This is a genomic window from Brevibacterium sp. BRM-1 (assembly GCF_026802075.1).
GTDB lineage: Bacteria > Actinomycetota > Actinomycetes > Actinomycetales > Brevibacteriaceae > Brevibacterium > Brevibacterium rongguiense.
In genome coordinates, this window is the sequence record NZ_CP113788.1 from 251,327 (window position 1) to 268,918 (window position 17,592).

At 72.4% G+C, this 17,592-nt stretch carries 14 protein-coding genes and 1 pseudogene; 7 read left to right on the top strand and 8 right to left on the bottom strand.

Translation table 11 applies throughout. The annotated features are described in order from the left end of the window. Positions 1–33 precede the first annotated feature (33 nt). Together ku and BRM1_RS01105 are read left to right on the top strand one after the other, a co-directional pair. Positions 34–1,218, top strand: a complete 1,185-nt coding sequence (ku, locus tag BRM1_RS01100; protein ID WP_268527307.1) for a non-homologous end joining protein Ku — start codon at positions 34–36, stop codon at positions 1,216–1,218. A gap of 164 nt (positions 1,219–1,382) precedes the next feature. After that, positions 1,383–1,934, top strand: a complete 552-nt coding sequence (locus tag BRM1_RS01105; RefSeq protein ID WP_268527309.1) for a YceI family protein — start codon at positions 1,383–1,385, stop codon at positions 1,932–1,934. Between the two features lie 151 nt (positions 1,935–2,085). On the opposite strand, the gene BRM1_RS01110 is transcribed toward BRM1_RS01105, so the two are convergent. The 5 genes from BRM1_RS01110 to BRM1_RS01130 form a co-directional block, all read right to left on the bottom strand. Beyond that, complete coding sequence (locus BRM1_RS01110) at positions 2,086–3,357, bottom strand: aminotransferase class I/II-fold pyridoxal phosphate-dependent enzyme (RefSeq protein WP_268527311.1); 1,272 nt, start codon at positions 3,355–3,357, stop codon at positions 2,086–2,088. Further along, positions 3,358–4,122, bottom strand: coding sequence for a histidinol-phosphatase (hisN, locus tag BRM1_RS01115; protein ID WP_268527314.1), 765 nt, complete (start codon positions 4,120–4,122; stop codon positions 3,358–3,360). 244 nt (positions 4,123–4,366) lie between these two features. After that, on the bottom strand, positions 4,367–5,383 hold the full coding sequence (gene rsgA, locus BRM1_RS01120; RefSeq protein WP_268527319.1) for a ribosome small subunit-dependent GTPase A: 1,017 nt from the start codon (positions 5,381–5,383) through the stop codon (positions 4,367–4,369). Further along, complete coding sequence (gene aroA, locus BRM1_RS01125) at positions 5,380–6,696, bottom strand: 3-phosphoshikimate 1-carboxyvinyltransferase (RefSeq protein WP_268527322.1); 1,317 nt, start codon at positions 6,694–6,696, stop codon at positions 5,380–5,382. Before aroA ends, rsgA begins: the two co-directional genes overlap by 4 nt. A gap of 8 nt (positions 6,697–6,704) precedes the next feature. After that, positions 6,705–7,196 (bottom strand): DoxX family membrane protein, encoded by a 492-nt coding sequence (locus tag BRM1_RS01130; protein WP_268527324.1) that lies wholly within the window; start codon positions 7,194–7,196, stop codon positions 6,705–6,707. Between the two features lie 280 nt (positions 7,197–7,476). Between BRM1_RS01130 and BRM1_RS01135 the strand changes: the two are divergent. Together BRM1_RS01135 and rsrA are read left to right on the top strand one after the other, a co-directional pair. Beyond that, a pseudogene (locus BRM1_RS01135) lies at positions 7,477–8,079 on the top strand (sigma-70 family RNA polymerase sigma factor); the annotation flags it as partial. A gap of 200 nt (positions 8,080–8,279) precedes the next feature. Then, positions 8,280–8,573 carry a mycothiol system anti-sigma-R factor gene (rsrA, locus tag BRM1_RS01140; protein WP_268527326.1) on the top strand — a complete coding sequence of 98 codons (294 nt, stop codon included), beginning with the start codon at positions 8,280–8,282 and terminating at the stop codon, positions 8,571–8,573. 184 nt (positions 8,574–8,757) lie between these two features. Here the strand turns inward: rsrA and BRM1_RS14025 are convergent, their stop codons facing one another. The 3 genes from BRM1_RS14025 to BRM1_RS01150 all read right to left on the bottom strand — a co-directional run bounded on the left by BRM1_RS14025 (position 8,758) and on the right by BRM1_RS01150 (position 13,403). Further along, a complete protein-coding gene (locus BRM1_RS14025) occupies positions 8,758–8,832 on the bottom strand; it encodes a 50S ribosomal protein bL37 (protein ID WP_407925008.1) in 75 nt (24 codons plus the stop codon). A 174-nt stretch (positions 8,833–9,006) separates the two neighbouring features. Further along, the gene (locus BRM1_RS01145; RefSeq protein WP_268527327.1) at positions 9,007–9,621 is read right to left on the bottom strand and encodes a GDSL-type esterase/lipase family protein; all 615 of its coding nucleotides are present in this window, start codon (positions 9,619–9,621) and stop codon (positions 9,007–9,009) included. Then, positions 9,618–13,403 (bottom strand): multifunctional oxoglutarate decarboxylase/oxoglutarate dehydrogenase thiamine pyrophosphate-binding subunit/dihydrolipoyllysine-residue succinyltransferase subunit, encoded by a 3,786-nt coding sequence (locus tag BRM1_RS01150; protein ID WP_268527328.1) that lies wholly within the window; start codon positions 13,401–13,403, stop codon positions 9,618–9,620. The genes BRM1_RS01145 and BRM1_RS01150 overlap by 4 nt, the downstream gene beginning before the upstream one ends. Before the next feature lie 100 nt (positions 13,404–13,503). Here BRM1_RS01150 and BRM1_RS01155 point away from each other — a divergent pair, with 100 nt between their 5' ends. From BRM1_RS01155 to BRM1_RS01165, 3 genes are all read left to right on the top strand, one after another. Next, positions 13,504–14,958, top strand: a complete 1,455-nt coding sequence (locus tag BRM1_RS01155) for a GuaB1 family IMP dehydrogenase-related protein (protein ID WP_268527331.1) — start codon at positions 13,504–13,506, stop codon at positions 14,956–14,958. Positions 14,959–15,137: 179 nt separating this feature from the next. Next, positions 15,138–16,475, top strand: coding sequence for a hemolysin family protein (locus BRM1_RS01160; RefSeq protein WP_268527334.1), 1,338 nt, complete (start codon positions 15,138–15,140; stop codon positions 16,473–16,475). Next, entirely contained in the window at positions 16,468–17,517 is a 1,050-nt protein-coding gene (locus tag BRM1_RS01165) for a hemolysin family protein (RefSeq protein WP_160952856.1), read from the top strand. Before BRM1_RS01160 ends, BRM1_RS01165 begins: the two co-directional genes overlap by 8 nt. The last annotated feature ends 75 nt before the right edge of the window (positions 17,518–17,592 follow it).

Below are 17,592 nucleotides of genomic sequence, written 5' to 3' on the forward strand. Positions count from 1 at the left end.
GTGCGGGCAATGCGGGCAATCTGGAGTGGCACGGTGGCCTTTGGGCTCGTGAGCGTGCCGGTCAGGCTCTACGGGGCGCGGAAGTCCCACGACGTGGAGCTCCATCAGGTCCACGACGAGGACGGCGGCCGCATCCGCTACGAGCGGCGCTGCGAGATCTGCGGCAAGAAGGTGGCCTACGAGGACATCGACCGGGCCTATGACGACGGTGACGAGACGGTCATCATCACCGATGAGGAGCTGGACGCGCTCCCCGCCGAGGCGGGCCGCGAGATCAGCATCGCCCAGTTCGTGCCCGCCGCCCAGGTGGACCCGCTCATGGTCGACCGCGCCTACTACCTGGAGCCGGACGCGAAGTCCGCCAAGGCCTACGCCCTGCTGCGCGAGACGCTCGCGGAGGCCGAGCGCACCGCCATCGTCACGTTCACGCTGCGCTCGCGCACCCGGCTGGGCGCACTGCGGGTGCGCGGAGAGGTCATCGCGCTGCAGTCGCTCCTGTGGGCCGACGAGGTCCGGCCGGCCGATCTGGACACCGCCGCGCAGGATGCCGAGCCCAGTGCGCAGGAGAAGAAGATGGCCCGCTCGCTCATCGAGGAGTTCTCCGCCGACTTCGAACCGGAGGCGTTCCACGACGAGTACCAGGAGGAGCTCGACGCCCTCATCGAGGACAAACTGGGACGCGGCGAATCGACCGACACCGCCGTGACGCTGGGGGAGGACGACGATGACTCCGGCGGTGAGGTCATCGACCTCATGGAGGCCCTCAAGCGCAGCGTGGCGGCCCGCCGCTCCGGGGCGCAGGAGCCGGGTACGGGCGCGGGCGGTGGGAACGGGGCCCGTGCGAAAGGCAGCGAGAAGAAGGGCGCCAGCAAAAAGGGTACCGCAAAACAGGGTGCGGCCAAGAAGAGCGCCGGCAAGAAGGGCGCCGGAACGAAGAGCACCGCGAAGAAGGGCTCGAAGAAGAGCGGGGCCGCGAGCAAGGGCGCCGGGACTGCGGACGCCAAGAAGCAGAGCGCCACAAAGAAGCAGAGCACCACGAAGAAGCAAAGCACCACCACGACACGGGGCACCACCACGAAACAGAGTGCCAGCAAGAAGCAGGGCGGGCCCAAGAAACAGGGCACCGTGAAGAAACAGGGCGTCGGCAAGAAGCAGAACAGCAGCAAGAAGCAGGGCGCTGTGCAGTCGAAGGGCGCGAAGGAGCGGGCCGCGGGCTGAGCGGGTCCGCGGAAGTTTTTCCGCGGGGCGGGAATGATCGGCTGTGGGAGCCGGTTACACCAGCACAACCAAGTGGTTTACGTTTAAACTAGACTGGTTCGACAGGACACCGACAGACCACGGGGCGCAGCCGCAGGCCCGCCCGCAATCGCCAAGGAGAGCACATGAGCACCCTTCCCACCGGACTGACCGCAGGCACCTGGAACATCGACGGGGCCCACTCCGACTTCGCCTTCACCGCCCGCCACGCCGGCGTCTCGAAGGTCCGGGGCAACATCTACGGCATCGAGGGCGTCCTCCAGATCGCCGAGGACTTCACCGCCAGCTCGGTGCGCGCCTCGGCCGATGCCGCGACCGTCTCCACCGCCAACGAGCAGCGCGATGAGCACCTGAAGTCCGGTGACTTCTTCCTCGCCTCCGAGCACCCGCAGATCACCTTCGCCTCGACCGCGATCACGGGCGTCGACGGCCCCGAATTCACCCTCGAGGGCACGCTGACCCTGCGCGGCGTCGAGCGCCCCGTGTCCTTCAAGGCCGAGTTCAACGGCGCCAACGAGGACCCGTACGGCAACACCGTCGCGGGCTTCTCCGCCACGACCGCCATCAGCCGCAAGGACTTCGGCATGAGCTTCGACGCGAAGCTGCCAGGCGGCGACCTCCTGGTGTCCGACAAGATCCAGCTCGCCATCGAGATCGAGGCCGTCAAGCAGGCCTGAGCGATCCCGCGCACCCCGTGCGCGCAGCGAAGGGGCGGGTGCTCGCACCCGCCCCTTCGACGTGCGCGAACACCGTGCGACGGCCCGCGGGCGCCTGCGGAGCGCAGTCGCAGGAGCGGGCCCGGGCGCAGACTCGGGCTTAGGCTCCGGCTCAGGCGGAGTTGAGGCCCGCGGCGAGCCCGGCGCCCAGCCCGGAGAGCCGGCGCGCGGCCTCGGCGACATCCTCGGGCGCCTTGCAGAACGAATAGCGCAGCGTGCCGCGATAGGCCTGCGCCGCCGGGCTGCCGGGGCGGCACAGCGCCGCCACCGGGATGCCGACGATCCCGCAGTCCACGGCGAGGCGCTCGTTGAGCGCGACCGCGTCGAGGTCCGTGAGGGCGGAGAAGTCGGCGAGGACGAAGTAGCCCGCCTGTGCCTCGGCAACGGTGAGCCCCGGGATCTCCCGCAGCGGCGCCGTGAGCGCCTCGCGCCGGCGGGCCAGCGAATCGCGGTTGGCCGCGGCGAGCGACGGATCGGCCAGGGCCTGCGCGATGGCCGGCTGGAACGGCGCGCCGCCCACGAACGTCAGGTACTGCTTGACGGCCTGGATCGCGAGGCGCACCGGCGCCGGCGCGGTGAGCCAGCCGATCTTCCAGCCGGTGACGTTGAAGGTCTTGCCCGCCGAGGAGATGCTCACGATCCGCTGCGAGTCCGGCACGAGCTGCGCGAGGCGCTCGTGCGGCCGGCCGTCGAAGGTGAGGAACTCGTAGACCTCATCGGTGATGAGCCACGCATCGGCGGCCTGCGCAGCCGCGTGCAGGCGCAGCAGCTCCGCGGTGGAGAACACGGTGCCGGTGGGGTTGTGGGGATCGTTGACGATGAGCGCGGCGCCGACCGCGGCCCGCGGCGATGACAGCGCGGCGTCGAGTGCCGCCCAGTCCGGGGCGAAGCCGCGCTCGGCCGTGGGCAGCAGCGGCACGGTGAGCAGCTCGGCGCCGGCGAGCGCCGCAGCGGCGGCATAGGAGTCGTAGAACGGCTCGAACGCGATGACCGCGCCCCCGGCCGGCACGAGCGCCAGCACGGAGGCGGTGATGGCCTCCGTGGCGCCCACGGTGATGAGCACCTCCTCCGGGGCGACCGGGACGGCGGGGGAGCTGCGGTACTGCGCGACCGCCGCGATGAGGTCCGGGTGGCCCTGGGCGGGGGAGTACTGGTTGGCGCCCGCCCGCATGGCCCGTGCCGCCGCCTCGACGAGCCGGGGGTCCGGGTCCGTGCCGGGCGCGCCCTGGCCCAGGTTGACCGCCCCCGTGCGGGCGGCGAGCTCCGTCATCGCGGCGTAGACCGTGCCGCCCACCCTGCCCTGCGCATCGATGAGGCCGGCGGCCGCGGAGGCCCGGTGCCACAGGTTCGCGCGCTCGAGGGAGGGTCGGGCGGCAGGCGTCATCTAGAAGTACTCCAGGGCTTGGTCGTGCAGGCGGCCGTTCGTGGCCAGGGCATTGCCGCCGAAGGGGCCGGGCCGGCCGTCCAGATCCGTGAACGCGCCGCCCGCCTCCGTGACGACGGGGACGAGGGCCGCCATGTCGTAGAGCTCGAGCTCCGGCTCGCACGCGATGTCCGCGCTGCCCTCGGCGACCAACATATAGGACCAGAAGTCGCCGTAGCCGCGGGTGCGCCACACGGTGTCACACAGCTCGATGAAGCGCTCGCGGGTGCCCCGCTGCGCCCAGCCGCTCAGGGAGGCGTAGGACAGCGAGGCGTCGGCCAGGCGCGCGACGCCCGAGGCGCGCAGGCGCTCGGCCGGGCCGCCGGCGATGCTGCGCCAGGCGCCCTGGCCCTGCTGGGCGTACCAGCGCAGTCCGAGCGCCGGGGCGCTCACGACGCCCAGCAGGGGCGTGCGCTCCTCGTAGAGGGCGATGAGGGTGGCGAAGACGGGCACGCCGCGCACGAAGTTCTTCGTCCCGTCGATGGGATCGACGATCCAGCGCCGGGCGGCCGCGCCGCGCTCGCCGAACTCCTCGCCCAGCAGCGAGTCGGCGGGCCGGGCCTCGGCGAGGCGCTCGCGGATCATGGCCTCGACGGCGCGGTCGGCGTCGGTGACCGGGGTGAGATCCGGCTTCTGCTCGACGGCGAAGTCGTGGGCGCGGAAGGCGGGCAGCGAGATCGCGTCGGCGCGGTCGGCGAGGTCGAGTGCGAATCGGAGATCGTCCATGCGCCCCACACTACGGCCGGCCGGCCCGCGGACGGCGGGCGCCCGCCGCCCGCGGGGCAGGTGCGGCGGCGGCGGCGCGGCCCCGGGCACCGCGGAGGCCCGTCCGCGCATTGGCCCGCGGCGGTGCGGCCCTCAGTCGCGCGGGCCCTGAACCGCCCAGACCCTTCACCGCTCAGACCTTGAACCGCTCCGCCCCCGAATCAAGCGGTCCCCCAGCCGTGCAGGGTTTTGGCCGCGCAGCCTCTCAGCCGCGCAGCCCCGCGAGCAGCCGGCGCAGGGAGGCCAGGCGCGCCGGGCCCGCCTCGCCGGCCCGGCCCTGGGCCACCCACGCATCGAGCGCGCAGCCGGGGGAGTCCGCGAGGTGGGTGCAGCCCTTCGGGCAGTCCGCGGTCGCCGGCACGAGGTCGGCGAACGCCGCCACCACGCTGTCCGGATCGACGTGGGCGAGCCCGAAGCTGCGCACGCCCGGGGTGTCGACGACCCACCCGTCGGCGCCCACGGGCAGTGCGAGGGCGGAGGACGAGGTGTGGCGACCGCGCCCGGTGACGTCGTTGACCGCACCGGTGGCTCGCTCGGCCTGCGGGAGCAGGGCGTTCATGAGCGTCGACTTGCCCACCCCGGAGTGGCCGAGCAGTACGCTCAGGCGGTGCTCCAGGCGAGGGCGGAGCTCCTCGGTGCGCACCCGGCCGTCCGGGCCCAGCCCGCAGGGCACGATGTCGATGCCGGTGGCGCCGAAGCGCTCGACGATGTCGTCGAGCGGCGCGAGGTCGAGCTTGGTGACGGCCAGCAGCGGCTCGATGCCCGCATCGAAGGCCGCGGCCATCGCCCGGTCGATGAGGCCCTCCGACGGGGCGGGGTCCGCCGTTGCGGTGACGATGACGAGCTGATCGGCATTGGCGACGATCACCCGCTCGGTCTCATCCGCGTCGTCGGCGCTGCGGCGCAGGACCGTGCGGCGCGGCTGGAGGCCGACGATCCGGGCGAGCGAGCCCTCGGCCCCGCTCGTGTCGCCCACGAGGTCCACCCGGTCGCCGGGCACCAGGGCCGTGCGCCGCAGCCGCGCCGCGCGCACCCCCGTGACGGTTCGGTCCTCCGCGCCGTCGAGGACGACGGCGCGGTAGCGGCCGCGGTCGACGGCGGTGATCATGCCGGTGACGGCGGATTCGTAGGCGGGGCGCTCCTTCGTGCGGGGGCGGCTGCCGCGGCGGTTGGGCCGCGGCCGGTAGTCGTCCTCGGTGAAGTCCCGGTAGCGCGGGCTCACCTGCGCTCCGCGGCGGCGGTGCCGGGTGCCCGCTCGAGCATCTTCGTCCAGCGGGCCGCGAAGTCCGGCATCGTCTTCGCGACGGTGTCCGGGTCCTCGATGACCACGCCGGGCACGCGCAGGCCCACGATTGCCCCGGCCATGACCATGCGGTGATCGGCGTACGTGTGCCACACAGCACCGCGGTCGGCGGGCCCGGTGATCCGGAGGTAGTCGGGCCCCTCCTCCACCCGTGCGCCCACGGCCTGGAGCTCGGCGGCCAGTGCGGCCAGCCGGTCCGTCTCGTGGCCGCGCAGGTGGCCGATGCCGCGCAGCGTCGACGTCCCGTCCGCCAGCGCCGCGACCGCGGCGACGACGGGGGTGAGCTCGCCCACGGCGCTCAGGTCCGCCTCGATGGGGGCCAGCCGCTGCGGTCCCTCCACCCGCAGGCCCGCGCGGGAGAGCTCGACCTGAGCACCGAAGTCCCGGGCGAGGCCGCGGATCGCGTCGCCGGCCTGCGTGGTGGCGCAGGGCCACAGCGGCACGTCGACCGTGCCGCCGGTGACGAGCGCGGCCGCGACGAACGCGGCGGCGTTGGACAGGTCCGGCTCCACGGCCACCTCGAGCCCGCGCGGGCGGCCGGGCTCGACCACCCAGCGCCCGGGCCGGGGCGCGGAGACGATGACGCCCGCGTCCGCGAGCGCCTCGAGCGTCATGTCGATGTGGGGCTGCGAGGGCAGCGCGGTGCCCGTGTGGGCGAGTTCGAGGCCCAGGTCGAACGCGCACGCGGCGAGCAGGAGGCCGGAGACGAACTGGCTCGAGGCACTCGCGTCGATCTCGAGGTGGCCGCCGCGCACGCCCCCGGGGGCTGGCCGCAGCGCGAACGGCAGGGCCTCGCCGTCCACGTCCACGCCCAGCTCGCGCAGCGCGCCGAGCATCGTGCCCATCGGGCGGCCGCGCGCCTGCTCGTCGCCGTCGAAGTCCGCGGCGCGCCCCAGCGCGGCGGCCAGGGGCGGGACGAAGCGCATGACGGTGCCCGCGAGCCCGCACTCGATGCGCGCCTGGCCGGCAGGCGACCCGGCGCCGGGGCCCGGGGCCGGGCGGACCCGCAGGACGCCGGGCTCGGGCTCGCAGAATTCGGCGCCGAGCGCCGTGAGCGCGCCGATCATGAGGTCGGCATCGCGGCTGCGCAGCGGGTTCGCGATGCGCGAATCGCCGTCGGCCAGCGCGGCGAGCACGAGGTAGCGGTTGGTCAGCGACTTCGAGCCGGGGACGGTGACAGTGGCCCGCACCGGATGGCGTGCTTCCGGTGCGGGCCAGGGCGTGGAGCTCACGGGGGTCCTCAGTTGGGGGAGACCGCGTCGATCGCCTTGGCGGTGTTGCGCTCGACGGCATCGCGCAGCTCCTCGGCGGCGTGCTGGGCGCGCCACACGAGGCCGGGGCGCCCAGCCGTGTCCACGGCCGCCAGGAGGGCCCCGCCGAGCAGCGAGGTCTTCGTCAGCAGCGAGCCGTTGGCCAGCTCCTCCTTGGGATCGAGCTTGCCCTTCGACATCTGCTCGCCCACGACGTCGAGGACGTAGGTGCCGATGAGGATGGTGGAGGAGATGCGCGGGAAGCGGCCGATGGCCAGCAGCGCACCGGCCGCGACCTGGGCGCCGCCGGCGATCCGCGCCGCGGTCTCCGCGTCGACCGGGATGTCGACGTTCTTCTTCACGAGGCTGAGCAGCGGAGCCACCGAGCCCGCGCTGGCCTTCGGGTTCTTCACGCGCGCGACGCCGTTGGCGATGTAGGCGGAGGCGAGCATGGGGCGGGCGAGCAGTCGGACCAGGGACACGATGATGCCTTTCGCTTGCGGCTGTTGTCTCAAGCGCCAGCATAGCGCGCCGCGGCCGGGGCGCACCGGGGCCCGGCCGCGGAATATTCGCACCGGGGGCTCCGTTGTGCACCCACGACGGCAGCGGCCGCGGACGCCCCAGGGGCCTGCGCGGTCGCGCCCCGGCGGGCGGCAGGTCCGCTTGTTCTCCAGCTGAGAGGTGATGCGCGTGCAGGCGTTGGATGAGCGCCGAGCGCCGCGGCAGCGGCCCGACGTACGATTGACGGTGATGAGTGACTCGATGACTGCGCAATCGCCCGCAGAGGAAACCGACCGTGAGCGCACGGAGCGCTTCGAGCGCGACGCCATGGAGTATGTCAACCAGCTCTATGCGGCGGCGCTGAGGATGACGCGCAACCCCGCGGATGCGGAGGACCTCGTCCAGGAGTCCTACGCGAAGGCCTACGCGGCCTTCCACCAGTACACGCCGGGGACGAACCTCAAGGCGTGGCTCTACCGCATCCTCACGAACACGTTCATCAACACCTACCGCAAGAAGCAGCGCCAGCCCCAGGAGTCCTCGGGCGAGAACATCGAGGACTGGCAGATCGCGCGGGCGGCCAGCCATTCGTCCTCGGACGGCCGCTCGGCCGAGCTCGAGGCCCTCGACCACCTGCCCGACAGCGACGTCAAGGACGCCCTGGGCAGGCTCGCGGAGGAGTTCCGCATGGTCGTCTACTACGCGGACGTCGAGGGGCTGCCCTACAAGGAGATCGCGGAGATCATGGAGACGCCCATCGGCACCGTGATGTCGCGCCTGCACCGCGGGCGCCGGCAGCTGCGCGAGATGCTCTCCGACTACGCGGCCGACCGCGGCTTCGGCACGGATCCCAGCGCCGCGCGCTCCGGCGGGCAGCAGGCCGCGCCGCAGCAGACGGCGGCGAAGAAGGCCCCGGCGAAGAAGTCCGGCGGAAAGAAGCCGGTGGCCCAGAAGACGGCGCCGCAGAAGACGCCCGGCCAGAAGGCGTCCGGGCAGAAGCCCGCGGCAGGCAAGGCCGCCAGCACGCAGGGGAAAGCCGCCAGCACGCAGAAGGGAGAGCAGCGATGAGCGAGGAGCGCACCCCCGAAGCCGCCCGCTTCTCACCGGAGCGGCTCTCGAGCCTCGAGCGGATCTACCACTACCTGGACGGCGAACTCGACGCCTCCGAGCTCGGCGAGATCGAGCACCACCTGGCCACGTGCCCGGAGTGCCAGAGCGAGTACGCGATCGAGGCGATGCTCAAGCAACTCGTGCGTCGCTCGTGCCAGTCCGAGGAGGCGCCCGACGGCCTGCGCGAGCGCATCCGCGCGCGCATCGTCGTCGAGCAGCGCACGATCATCGCTCGCTGGAACGGCTGAGCGGCTCCCGGCAGCACAGCAATCACAGGCGGCGCGGCAACCGCCGGCAGCGCAGCGACCACCGACAAGCGCGGCAATCGCCGGCAGCGCAGACACCACCCACAGCGCAGACACCAGCAGGGCCGAGGCGCCCTCGGGAGATCCCGGGGGCACCTCGGCCCTGCTGCGACGTCAGAGCGTCAGCTCATGCGTTGGGGCGCTTGCCGTGGTTGGGGCCGCGGCGCTTGCGGTCGCGGCGCTTGCGTGCGCGCTTGCTCATAGCTCTCTCCTTCTCATTGACCCGGACCATCTTCCCATACGGCCCGCGGGCCCGCCAATGCGCGGCGGTCGACACCCGGGACCAATCCTGCGCCGCCCGGCGCCCGCGGGCCCGGGCGCGCTCCCGGCAGCCGCGTGCGCGGCCCCGGCGGCCGGGGCTCTCAGGGCTCGGCGCTCAGGCGCGGGCGAGTGCGTCCTCGACGCCCAGCCAGTCGAACCAGCCGCGGTTGAGCACGAGCCACGCGATGAGGCCGTAGCCCTCCTGCGAGGGCAGGCCCGCCGCCGAGGCCGCGAGCTCGCGCTGCCACACCGGGTGCCCGTCGAGCGGGGTGAACGCGTCGACGAAGGGCACGCCGCGGCGCAGCGCCACGTCCGCGTAGCCCTGGCTGAGCTCGCCGATCCGGCGGTTGTCCTCCGCGCGCAGCGCCGGGGTGGGGCCCACGACGAACGTCGCGACCTCCGCGGCCAGCGCCGCATCCAGGACGTTGGCGAGGTTGAGCCGCGAGCGGGCAGTCGACAGGCCCGAGGCGATGTCGTGCGAGCCCGGCGCGAGCACGAGGCGGTTCTCCGACTCCGGAGTGAAGCGCAGGCCGGCCTCGGCGAGCGCGCGCTTGGCGAAGGCCGCGCTGTCCTCCGCGGGCACGCCCAGCGGGTAGAAGCGCGCGGTGGGCAGCGCGGGCAGCGTGCGCGCGGCCACGCGCCCGGTCCAGCCCAGGCCGCGGCCGTCCCCGTGGCCGGCGACGAGCTCGTCGCCGGCCACGACGATGGCCGTGTCCTTCGTGCCGGTCACCGGTCGAAGACTCGCTCGACCAGGCCGGACTGCTCGGCGTCGTGGACCTTCTTGAGGCCCGTGGCGGGCGAGGCGGAGGCCCCGCGGGACACGAGCGTCATCTGGCGCCCGTCGAGCAGCGGCGTGAGGTTGAGCGCCATGAACGGCCACGCGCCCTGGTTCGCCGGCTCCTCCTGGGCCCAGTAGAGCTCGGCGGACGACGGGTAGCGGCCCAGGACCTCGTTCATGAGGTCGCCGTCGAGCGGGTAGAGCTGCTCGACGCGCACGATCGCGGTCTTCTCGTCGCCGGCCTTCTTCCGCGCCGCCACGAGGTCCCAGTACAGCTTGCCGGAGACCAGCACGACCCGGTCGACCTTGTCTGCGGCCACCTCGGTGTCCGGGATGATCGGCTCGAAGGTGCCGTGCGTGAACTGGTCGACCGAGCAGGCCGCCGCCTTGAGCCGCAGCATGGACTTGGGCGTGAACACCACGAGCGGGCGCTTGACCGGCGCGTGGGCATGGCGGCGCAGCAGGTGGAAGTACGAGGCGCCGTTCGACGGGTAGGCCACCGTCATGTTGTTCTCCGCGCACATCTGCAGGTAGCGCTCGATGCGCGCCGAGGAGTGGTCCGGACCCTGGCCCTCATAGCCGTGGGGCAGGAGCATGACCACGCCCGAGGTCTGCGACCACTTCTGCTCGGAGGAGGAGATGAACTCGTCGATGATCGACTGCGCGCCCTGCGCGAAGTCGCCGAACTGGGCCTCCCATGCGACCAGCGCATCGGCCCGCTCGACGGCGTAGCCGTACTCGAAGCCGACGGCCGCGTACTCGCTGAGCAGCGAGTCGTAGACCCAGAACTTCGCCTGCTCGGGGCTGAGGTTCGACAGCGGCGTCCACTCGTTGCCGTTCTCGTGGTCGATGAGGACCGAGTGGCGCTGGGTGAACGTGCCGCGGCGCGAGTCCTGGCCGGCCAGGCGCACCGGGATGCCCTCCATGAGCAGCGAGCCGAAGGCCAGCAGCTCGGCGAAGCCCCAGTCGATGCCGCCGGAGCGCGACATCTCGTAGCGCTTCTCCTGCAGGCCGCGCAGCTTCTTGTGCACCGAGAAGCCCTCGGGCACCTTGAGCATCGAATCGCCGATCGCCTCGATGACCTCGGCGCTGACCGCGGTCGAGACGTCGGCATCGGCCTCGAGGTCGGCGGGGCGCTCGTAGGGCTTGGGGAACCCGGTCGAGGAGCCCTCGCGGGACTCCGCGTCCTTCGTCTCCGCGAACGCCTGCTCGAGCTTGGACTGGAAGTCCTTGACGACCTCGGCGGCCTCGTCGTCGGTGATGCACTTGCGGCCCACGAGCGACTCGGTGTAGAGCTTGCGCACCGAGCCCTTCTTCTCGATGAGCGAGTACATGACCGGCTGGGTCATCGACGGATCGTCGCCCTCGTTGTGACCGCGGCGGCGGTAGCACACGAGGTCCACGACGACGTCGCGGTTGAACTCCATGCGGTACTCGAAGGCGTGCTGGGCGGCCCGGTAGACGGCCTCCGGGTCATCGCCGTTGACGTGGAGGATGGGCGCGCTGATCGCCTTCGCCACGTCCGTGCTGTAGAACGAGGACCGGGCCGAGGCCGGCGGCGTCGTGAAGCCCACCTGGTTGTTGATGACGAGGTGGATCGTGCCGCCGGTGCGGTAGCCGCGCAGCTCGGAGAGGTTGAGCGTCTCGTAGACGACACCCTGGCCCGCGAAGGCCGCATCGCCGTGGACGAGCACGGGGAGGACGGAGAAGCCCTCCTCGCCCTGGTCGAGCACGTCCTGCTTGGCCCGGGCGATGCCCTCGAGGACCGGGTCGACCGTCTCGAGGTGGCTCGGGTTGGCGGCGACGTAGACGTCGGTGGTGTTGCCCGCCGGCGAGGTGAACGACCCGGAGGTGCCCAGGTGGTACTTGACGTCGCCCGAGCCCTGGAAGCTGTCCGGGGCCTGCGTGCCGTCGAACTCGCGGAAGACCTGGTCGTAGCTCTTGCCGGCGATGTTCGTGAGCACGTTGAGCCGGCCGCGGTGGGCCATGCCGATTGTGACCTCATGCATCTGGCTGTCCGCGGCTCGGTTGAGCACCTCGTCGAGCATGACGATGGCCGACTCGCCGCCCTCCAGGCTGAAGCGCTTCTGGCCGATGTACTTCGTCTGCAGGAACGTCTCGAACGCCTCCGCGGCGTTGAGGCGGCCCAGGATGTGGCCCTGCTCCTCGCGGCTGAGGTCCGTGATCGGCACCTCGAGCTTGGCCTGGAACCAGCGGCGCTGCTCCGGCGAGGCGATGTGCATGTACTCGAAGCCGATCGTGCGGCAGTACGTGTCGCGCAGCAGCCCCAGGATGTCGCGCAGGTACATCATCGGCTTGCCGCCGAAGCCGCCGGTGGGGAACTCCCGCTCGAGATCCCACAGCGTCAGGCCGTGGGAGTTGATGTCGAGGTCGGGGTGGCTGCGCTGGCGGTAGACGAGCGGGTCCGTGTTGGCCATGAGGTGGCCGCGGGTGCGGTAGGCGTCGATGAGCTCGATGACGCGCGCGGACTTCGACACGTCGTCCTGGTCGCTCGTGTCGACGTCGGGCACCCAGCGCACGGGCTCGTACGGCAGGCGCAGGGACTCGAAGACCTCGTCGTAGAACCCGTCCTCGCCCAGCAGGTAGCCGTGGATCAGCTTGAGAAACTCACCGGAGCCGGCGCCCTGGATGACGCGGTGGTCATAGGTCGACGTCATCGTGAGGACCTTGGAGATGGCCAGCCGGTTGATCGTCTCCTGGCTGGCGCCCTGGAACTCGGCGGGGTAGTCGAGCGCGCCGACGCCGATGATGCAGCCCTGCCCGCGGGTCAGGCGCGGCACTGAGTGCACGGTGCCGATTCCGCCGGGGTTCGTCAGGGACACGGTGGTCCCGGCGAAGTCCTCCGCGGTGAGCTTGCCGTCGCGGGCGCGGGCGACGAGGTCGTCGTAGGCGTCGACGAACTCGCGGAACGTCAGCGTCTCGGCATTCTTGACGTTGGGCACGAGCAGCGAGCGGCTGCCGTCCTTCTTGGGCACGTCGATCGCGAGGCCGAAGTTGATGTGGCCCGGCTGGATCATGACGGGCTTGTCGTCGCGGACGTCGTAGTAGACGTTCTGGCTGGGGAACGCCTTGAGCGCCCGGATCACCGCGAACCCGATGAGGTGGGTGAAGGAGACCTTGCCGCCGCGGGTGCGCTTGAGGTGGGAGTTGATGACGATGCGGTTGTCGATGAGAGCCTTGGCCGGCATCGCGCGCACCGAGGTGGCGGTGGGCAGGGAGATCGAGTCGTCCATGTTCTGGGCGAGCAGCTTGGCCGGCCCGCGCAGCTTGACCACGGTGTCCTCGGCGTCCTGCGCCGGCGCGCTGGCCTTGGGCGCGGGGGAGTTCTGCTTCTCCGGCACGCCCTTGGACTCCGCCTTGGGCGTCTCCGAGTCCGTCACCGAGGGCTCGACGCCCTTGGCGGGCTTCGGCTCGGCGCGCTTGGCGCTGCCCTGCTCCGGGCCCGAGGCGCCGCGAGGCTGCGCGCTGTCGGCGCCCGTGGAATTCGGGGCCGGCGCCTTCGCGGCGGGCTTGGAGGCCTGCTGGGCGGACTTCGCGGCGGGCTGGGGCGCATCGCCGCCGGCACCGCCCTCGGCCTCGAACTTCTCGAAGAATGGCCACCACGAGGAGTCCACGGAGTTCTTATCGGCCTTGTACTGCTCGTAGAGTTCTTCGACCAGCCACTCGTTGGAACCGAATTCCTCAGCGGTCTGGGCCGGCAGTGTTTCGGACACGGCGGGAATCGCCCTCTTCCTCAGCTCGGAGCTTCGACGTCGTCTAGCAAGCTTAAGCCCGTTTCGGTCCGCGGTGTTCCAGTGGGTGGACAATGTGCCTATGCGCTTCATCACCGAGCCCCCGGCCACCGACCTGACCTATTCGGATGTCTTCCTGGTCCCGCGCCGCTCGGCGCTGGCCTCGCGCTTCGACGTCGACCTGGCCACCGGCGACGGCACCGGCACGACGCTGCCGATCGTCGCGGCGAACATGACCGCCGTGTCCGGGCGGCGGATGGCGGAGACGCTGGCCCGGCGCGGCGGGCTGGCCGTGCTGCCGCAGGACATCCCGCTGGCCGTCGCGGGCGAGGCGATCCGCTGGGTCAAGGACCGCGACCCGGTCTACGAGACGCCGGTGCGCATCGGCCCCGACGACACGGCCCTCTCCGCGCTCCACCTGCTGCCCAAGCGCGCCCACGGCCACGCGGTCGTCGTCGGGCCCGACCGCGAGGTGCTGGGCGTCGTGTCCCGCCGCTCGCTCGAGGGCATCGACCGCTTCCGCGCGGTGCGCGAGGTCATGGCCGAGCCGGTCACCGTGCTCGAGGCGGCGGACCTCGCCGGGGCGGACCGGTCGGCCCTCGCGGCGGCCTACGACGACATGGCCGGCGCCCGGGTGGACTTCGCGCCCGTCGTCTCCGCCGGGCGCCTCGTGGGGGCGCTGACCCCGCAGGCCGTGCTGCGCTCCTCCGTCTACGCGCCCGCGCTCGACGCGCGCGGACGCCTGCGCGTCGCCGCGGCGATCGGCGTCAACGGCGACGTCGCGCGGCGCGCCCGGGAGCTCGCCGCGGCGGGTGCGGACGTCCTCGTCGTCGACACCGCACACGGCCATCAGGAGAAGATGCTCGAGGCGCTGGCGACGATCGCGCAGCTGGGCCCGGGCGTGCCCGTGGTGGCCGGCAACGTCGTCACGGGCGAGGGCACCCAGGACCTCCTCGCGGCGGGTGCGGACATCGTGAAGGTGGGGGTGGGCCCCGGTGCCATGTGCACGACGCGCATGATGACCGCCGTCGGCCGCCCGCAGTTCTCCGCCGTGGTCGAGTGCGCCCAGGCCGCGCGTGAGGCCGGGGGCCACGTGTGGGCCGACGGGGGCGTGCGCCACCCGCGCGACATCGCGCTCGCCCTGGCCGCCGGCGCCTCCCAGGTCATGGTGGGCTCGTGGTTCGCCGGCACCCTCGAGAGCCCGGGGGACCTCCTCGTCGACCCGGAGGGCCGCCAGTACAAGGAGAGCTTCGGCATGGCCTCGGCGCGCGCCGTGGCCGCCCGCACCCGCACCGACTCCGCCTTCGAGCGGGCCCGCAAGGGCCTCTACGAGGAGGGCATCTCGAGCGGGCGGATGTACGTCGACCCGGCCCGGCCGGGCGTCGAGGACCTCATCGACCAGATCGCCGCCGGCGTCCGCTCGTCGTGCACGTACGCCGGCGCGGCGAGCCTGCCCGAGTTCGCGCAGCGGGCCCTGGTGGGCGCGCAGTCGGCCGCGGGCTACGACGAGGGCCGGCCCGTCGAGCGCAGCTGGTGACCGGCGGGCGCCGGACTCGGCTAGGATCGCCCCATGAGCGGTGACAGTCCGAGCCGGCGCTGCGCCGGCCCCCTTCACGCCCCCGCGGCCCGCCCGGCCCGCAGCCCCCGGCAGGGCGCGTTCGCGCGGCACCGCCGCCCGGCACCGCCGCTGCCGCGCCCGTCGGCGGTCCGCGCCTGATGGAGTGGCTGCTCCTCGCGCTCGCGCTCCTGCTCATCCTGGGCACCGGCGTCTTCGTCGCCGGCGAGTTCTCCCTCCTCACGCTCGACAAGCACACGGTCGAGCAGGCGGTGGCCCGCGGCGAGCGCGGCTCGCGCTACATCGAGCGCGGCATGCACCACCTGTCGACGCAGCTGTCGGCCGCGCAGGTGGGCATCACGATCACGACCCTGCTCACCGGCTACCTCATGGAGCCCTCGCTCGGGCGGATCCTCGCCCCGGTCCTCGAGCTGCTGCCCGTGCCCGTCGCGCTCGCCGACGGGGTGGCCCTGGCGGCCGCGCTCCTCGTCTCGACCGTGCTGTCCATGGTGATCGGCGAACTCGTGCCCAAGAACCTCGCGATCGCCGCGCCCCTGGCGGCCGCGCGGATCGCGGTGCCCATCCAGTACGTGTTCTCGCTGGCCTTCAAGCCGGTCATCGCGGTGCTCAACGGCACCGCCAACAAGGTCCTCGAGGCGATGGGCATCGAGCCCCAGGAGGAGAGCACCGCCGGCCGCTCCGCCGATGAGCTCACCGCCCTCGTGCGCCACTCCGCGGAGGAGGGCACGATGGACGAGCAGACCGCTGACCTGCTCACCCGCACGCTCGCATTCTCCGAGCGCACCGCCGAGGACGTCATGAGCCCGCGCACCCGGATGTCGACGGTGCGCAAGTCCACGACGGCGGCGGAGATCATGGAGCTCGCCCGCGAGACCGGCTTCTCCCGCTTCCCCGTCGTCGGCGATTCGCGCGATGAGATCCTGGGCGTCGTCCACGTCAAGCAGGCGTTCGCCGTGCCCCTGCCCAACCGCGGCGATGCATTTGCCGGTGGCCTCATGACGGACGTCTCCGAGGTGCCGGAGACGCTGCCGCTCGACCCGCTGCTGCGCGTCCTGCGCGAGCGCGGCAACCAGATGGCCGTCGTCGTCGACGAGTACGGCGGCACGGCCGGGGTGGTCACGCTCGAGGACGTCGTCGAGGAGCTCGTGGGCGAGGTCGCCGATGAGCACGACCGGATGCGCGTGAGCGTGCGGCCGGCCCGCGACGGCTCGTGGATCGTGCCCGGGCGGCTGCGCCCCGACGAGGTCGAGGCGGTGACCGGCATCGAGATCCCGGAGGACCCGGACTACGAGACCGTGGCCGGCTGCGTGCTGCTGGCACTCGGGCGGATCCCCGTCGTCGGGGAGCGCGTGCGCCTCGACGACGCCGAGCTCGTCGTCGAGCGGATGCACGGCCACCGCATCGAGCGGCTGCGCCTCATCCCCGACTACGCGGACTATCCGGCCCAGCCGGGCGGGGCGGGGGAGCGCCATGAGTGACTGGCTCGGGCTGATCTGGCTTGTCGTGCTGCTGCTGGGCAATGCCTTCTTCGTCGCGGCGGAGTTCGGCGTCGTCTCCGCCAAGCGCTCCCAGATCGAGCCGGCCGCGGAGGAGGGCTCGCGCGCGGCCAAGACCACGCTCTACGGCATGGAGCACGTCTCCGCGATGCTCGCGATCTGCCAGCTGGGCATCACCGTGTGCTCGCTGCTGCTCGGCAACGTCGCCGAGCCCGCGATCCACCACCTGCTCGAGGGGCCGCTGCACCGCCTGGGGACCCCGGAGGCGCTGTCGGCGCCGATCGCGTTCGTGCTCGCGCTGGCCATCGTGACCTTCCTCCACGTGGTGGTGGGGGAGATGATCCCGAAGAACATCTCGCTGGCGGCCGCCCGCCAGGCGGCGCTGCTGCTCACGCCCCCGCTCGTGTTCCTCTCGCGGGTGTTCGGGTTCGCGATCCGCCCGCTCAACGCGTTCGCCAACCTCGTGCTGCGCCTGCTGGGCGTCGTGCCCCGCGACGAGGTGAATGCCGCGTACACGGTCGAGGAGGTCCAGTCGATCGTCGCCGAGTCCCAGCGCGAGGGGCTGCTCAGCGATGACACGGGCCTGCTCAAGGGCGCGCTCGAGTTCTCGGACAAGACGATCGGCGACGTCATGGTCCCGCTCGATGAGGTGGTGACGATCCCGGCGGAGGTCACGCCGGCCCAGCTCGAGCACCTCGTGGGCAGGACGGGGTACTCCCGCTACATCGTGCTGGGCTCCGATGGGGTGCCGGAAAGCTATCTGCACATCAAGGACGTCCTCTATGCGGACACCGAGGCCGACTACCGCGCGCCGGTGCCGGCGAAGCGCTTCCGGCCGCTCGTCACGCTGCGCGCGGGCGACGAGATCGAGGACTCGCTGGCCCAGATGCAGGACGCGGGCAATCACGTGGGCCGGGTGCTCGACGACCGCGCGCAGGCGGTGGGAGTGCTCTTCCTCGAAGACGTCCTCGAGGAACTCGTGGGCGAGGTCCACGACGCGATGCAGCGCAGCCCGCGGCCCTGAGCGCCCGGGCGGAATGCCGCGGGAGCCGGCGCCCTGACCTCGGGCGATGGCGCGACCGGAAAATCGCGTCACAGT

Coding starts and splice junctions, on each gene's coding strand:
- BRM1_RS01105 (WP_268527309.1), top strand. CDS start 1,383: ATGAGCACCCTTCCCACCGGACTGACCGCAGGCACCTGGAACATCGAC.
- BRM1_RS01110 (WP_268527311.1), bottom strand. CDS start 3,357: ATGACGCCTGCCGCCCGACCCTCCCTCGAGCGCGCGAACCTGTGGCAC.
- hisN (WP_268527314.1), bottom strand. CDS start 4,122: ATGGACGATCTCCGATTCGCACTCGACCTCGCCGACCGCGCCGACGCG.
- rsrA (WP_268527326.1), top strand. CDS start 8,280: ATGAGCGAGGAGCGCACCCCCGAAGCCGCCCGCTTCTCACCGGAGCGG.
- BRM1_RS01155 (WP_268527331.1), top strand. CDS start 13,504: ATGCGCTTCATCACCGAGCCCCCGGCCACCGACCTGACCTATTCGGAT.
- BRM1_RS01160 (WP_268527334.1), top strand. CDS start 15,138: ATGGAGTGGCTGCTCCTCGCGCTCGCGCTCCTGCTCATCCTGGGCACC.
- BRM1_RS01165 (WP_160952856.1), top strand. CDS start 16,468: ATGAGTGACTGGCTCGGGCTGATCTGGCTTGTCGTGCTGCTGCTGGGC.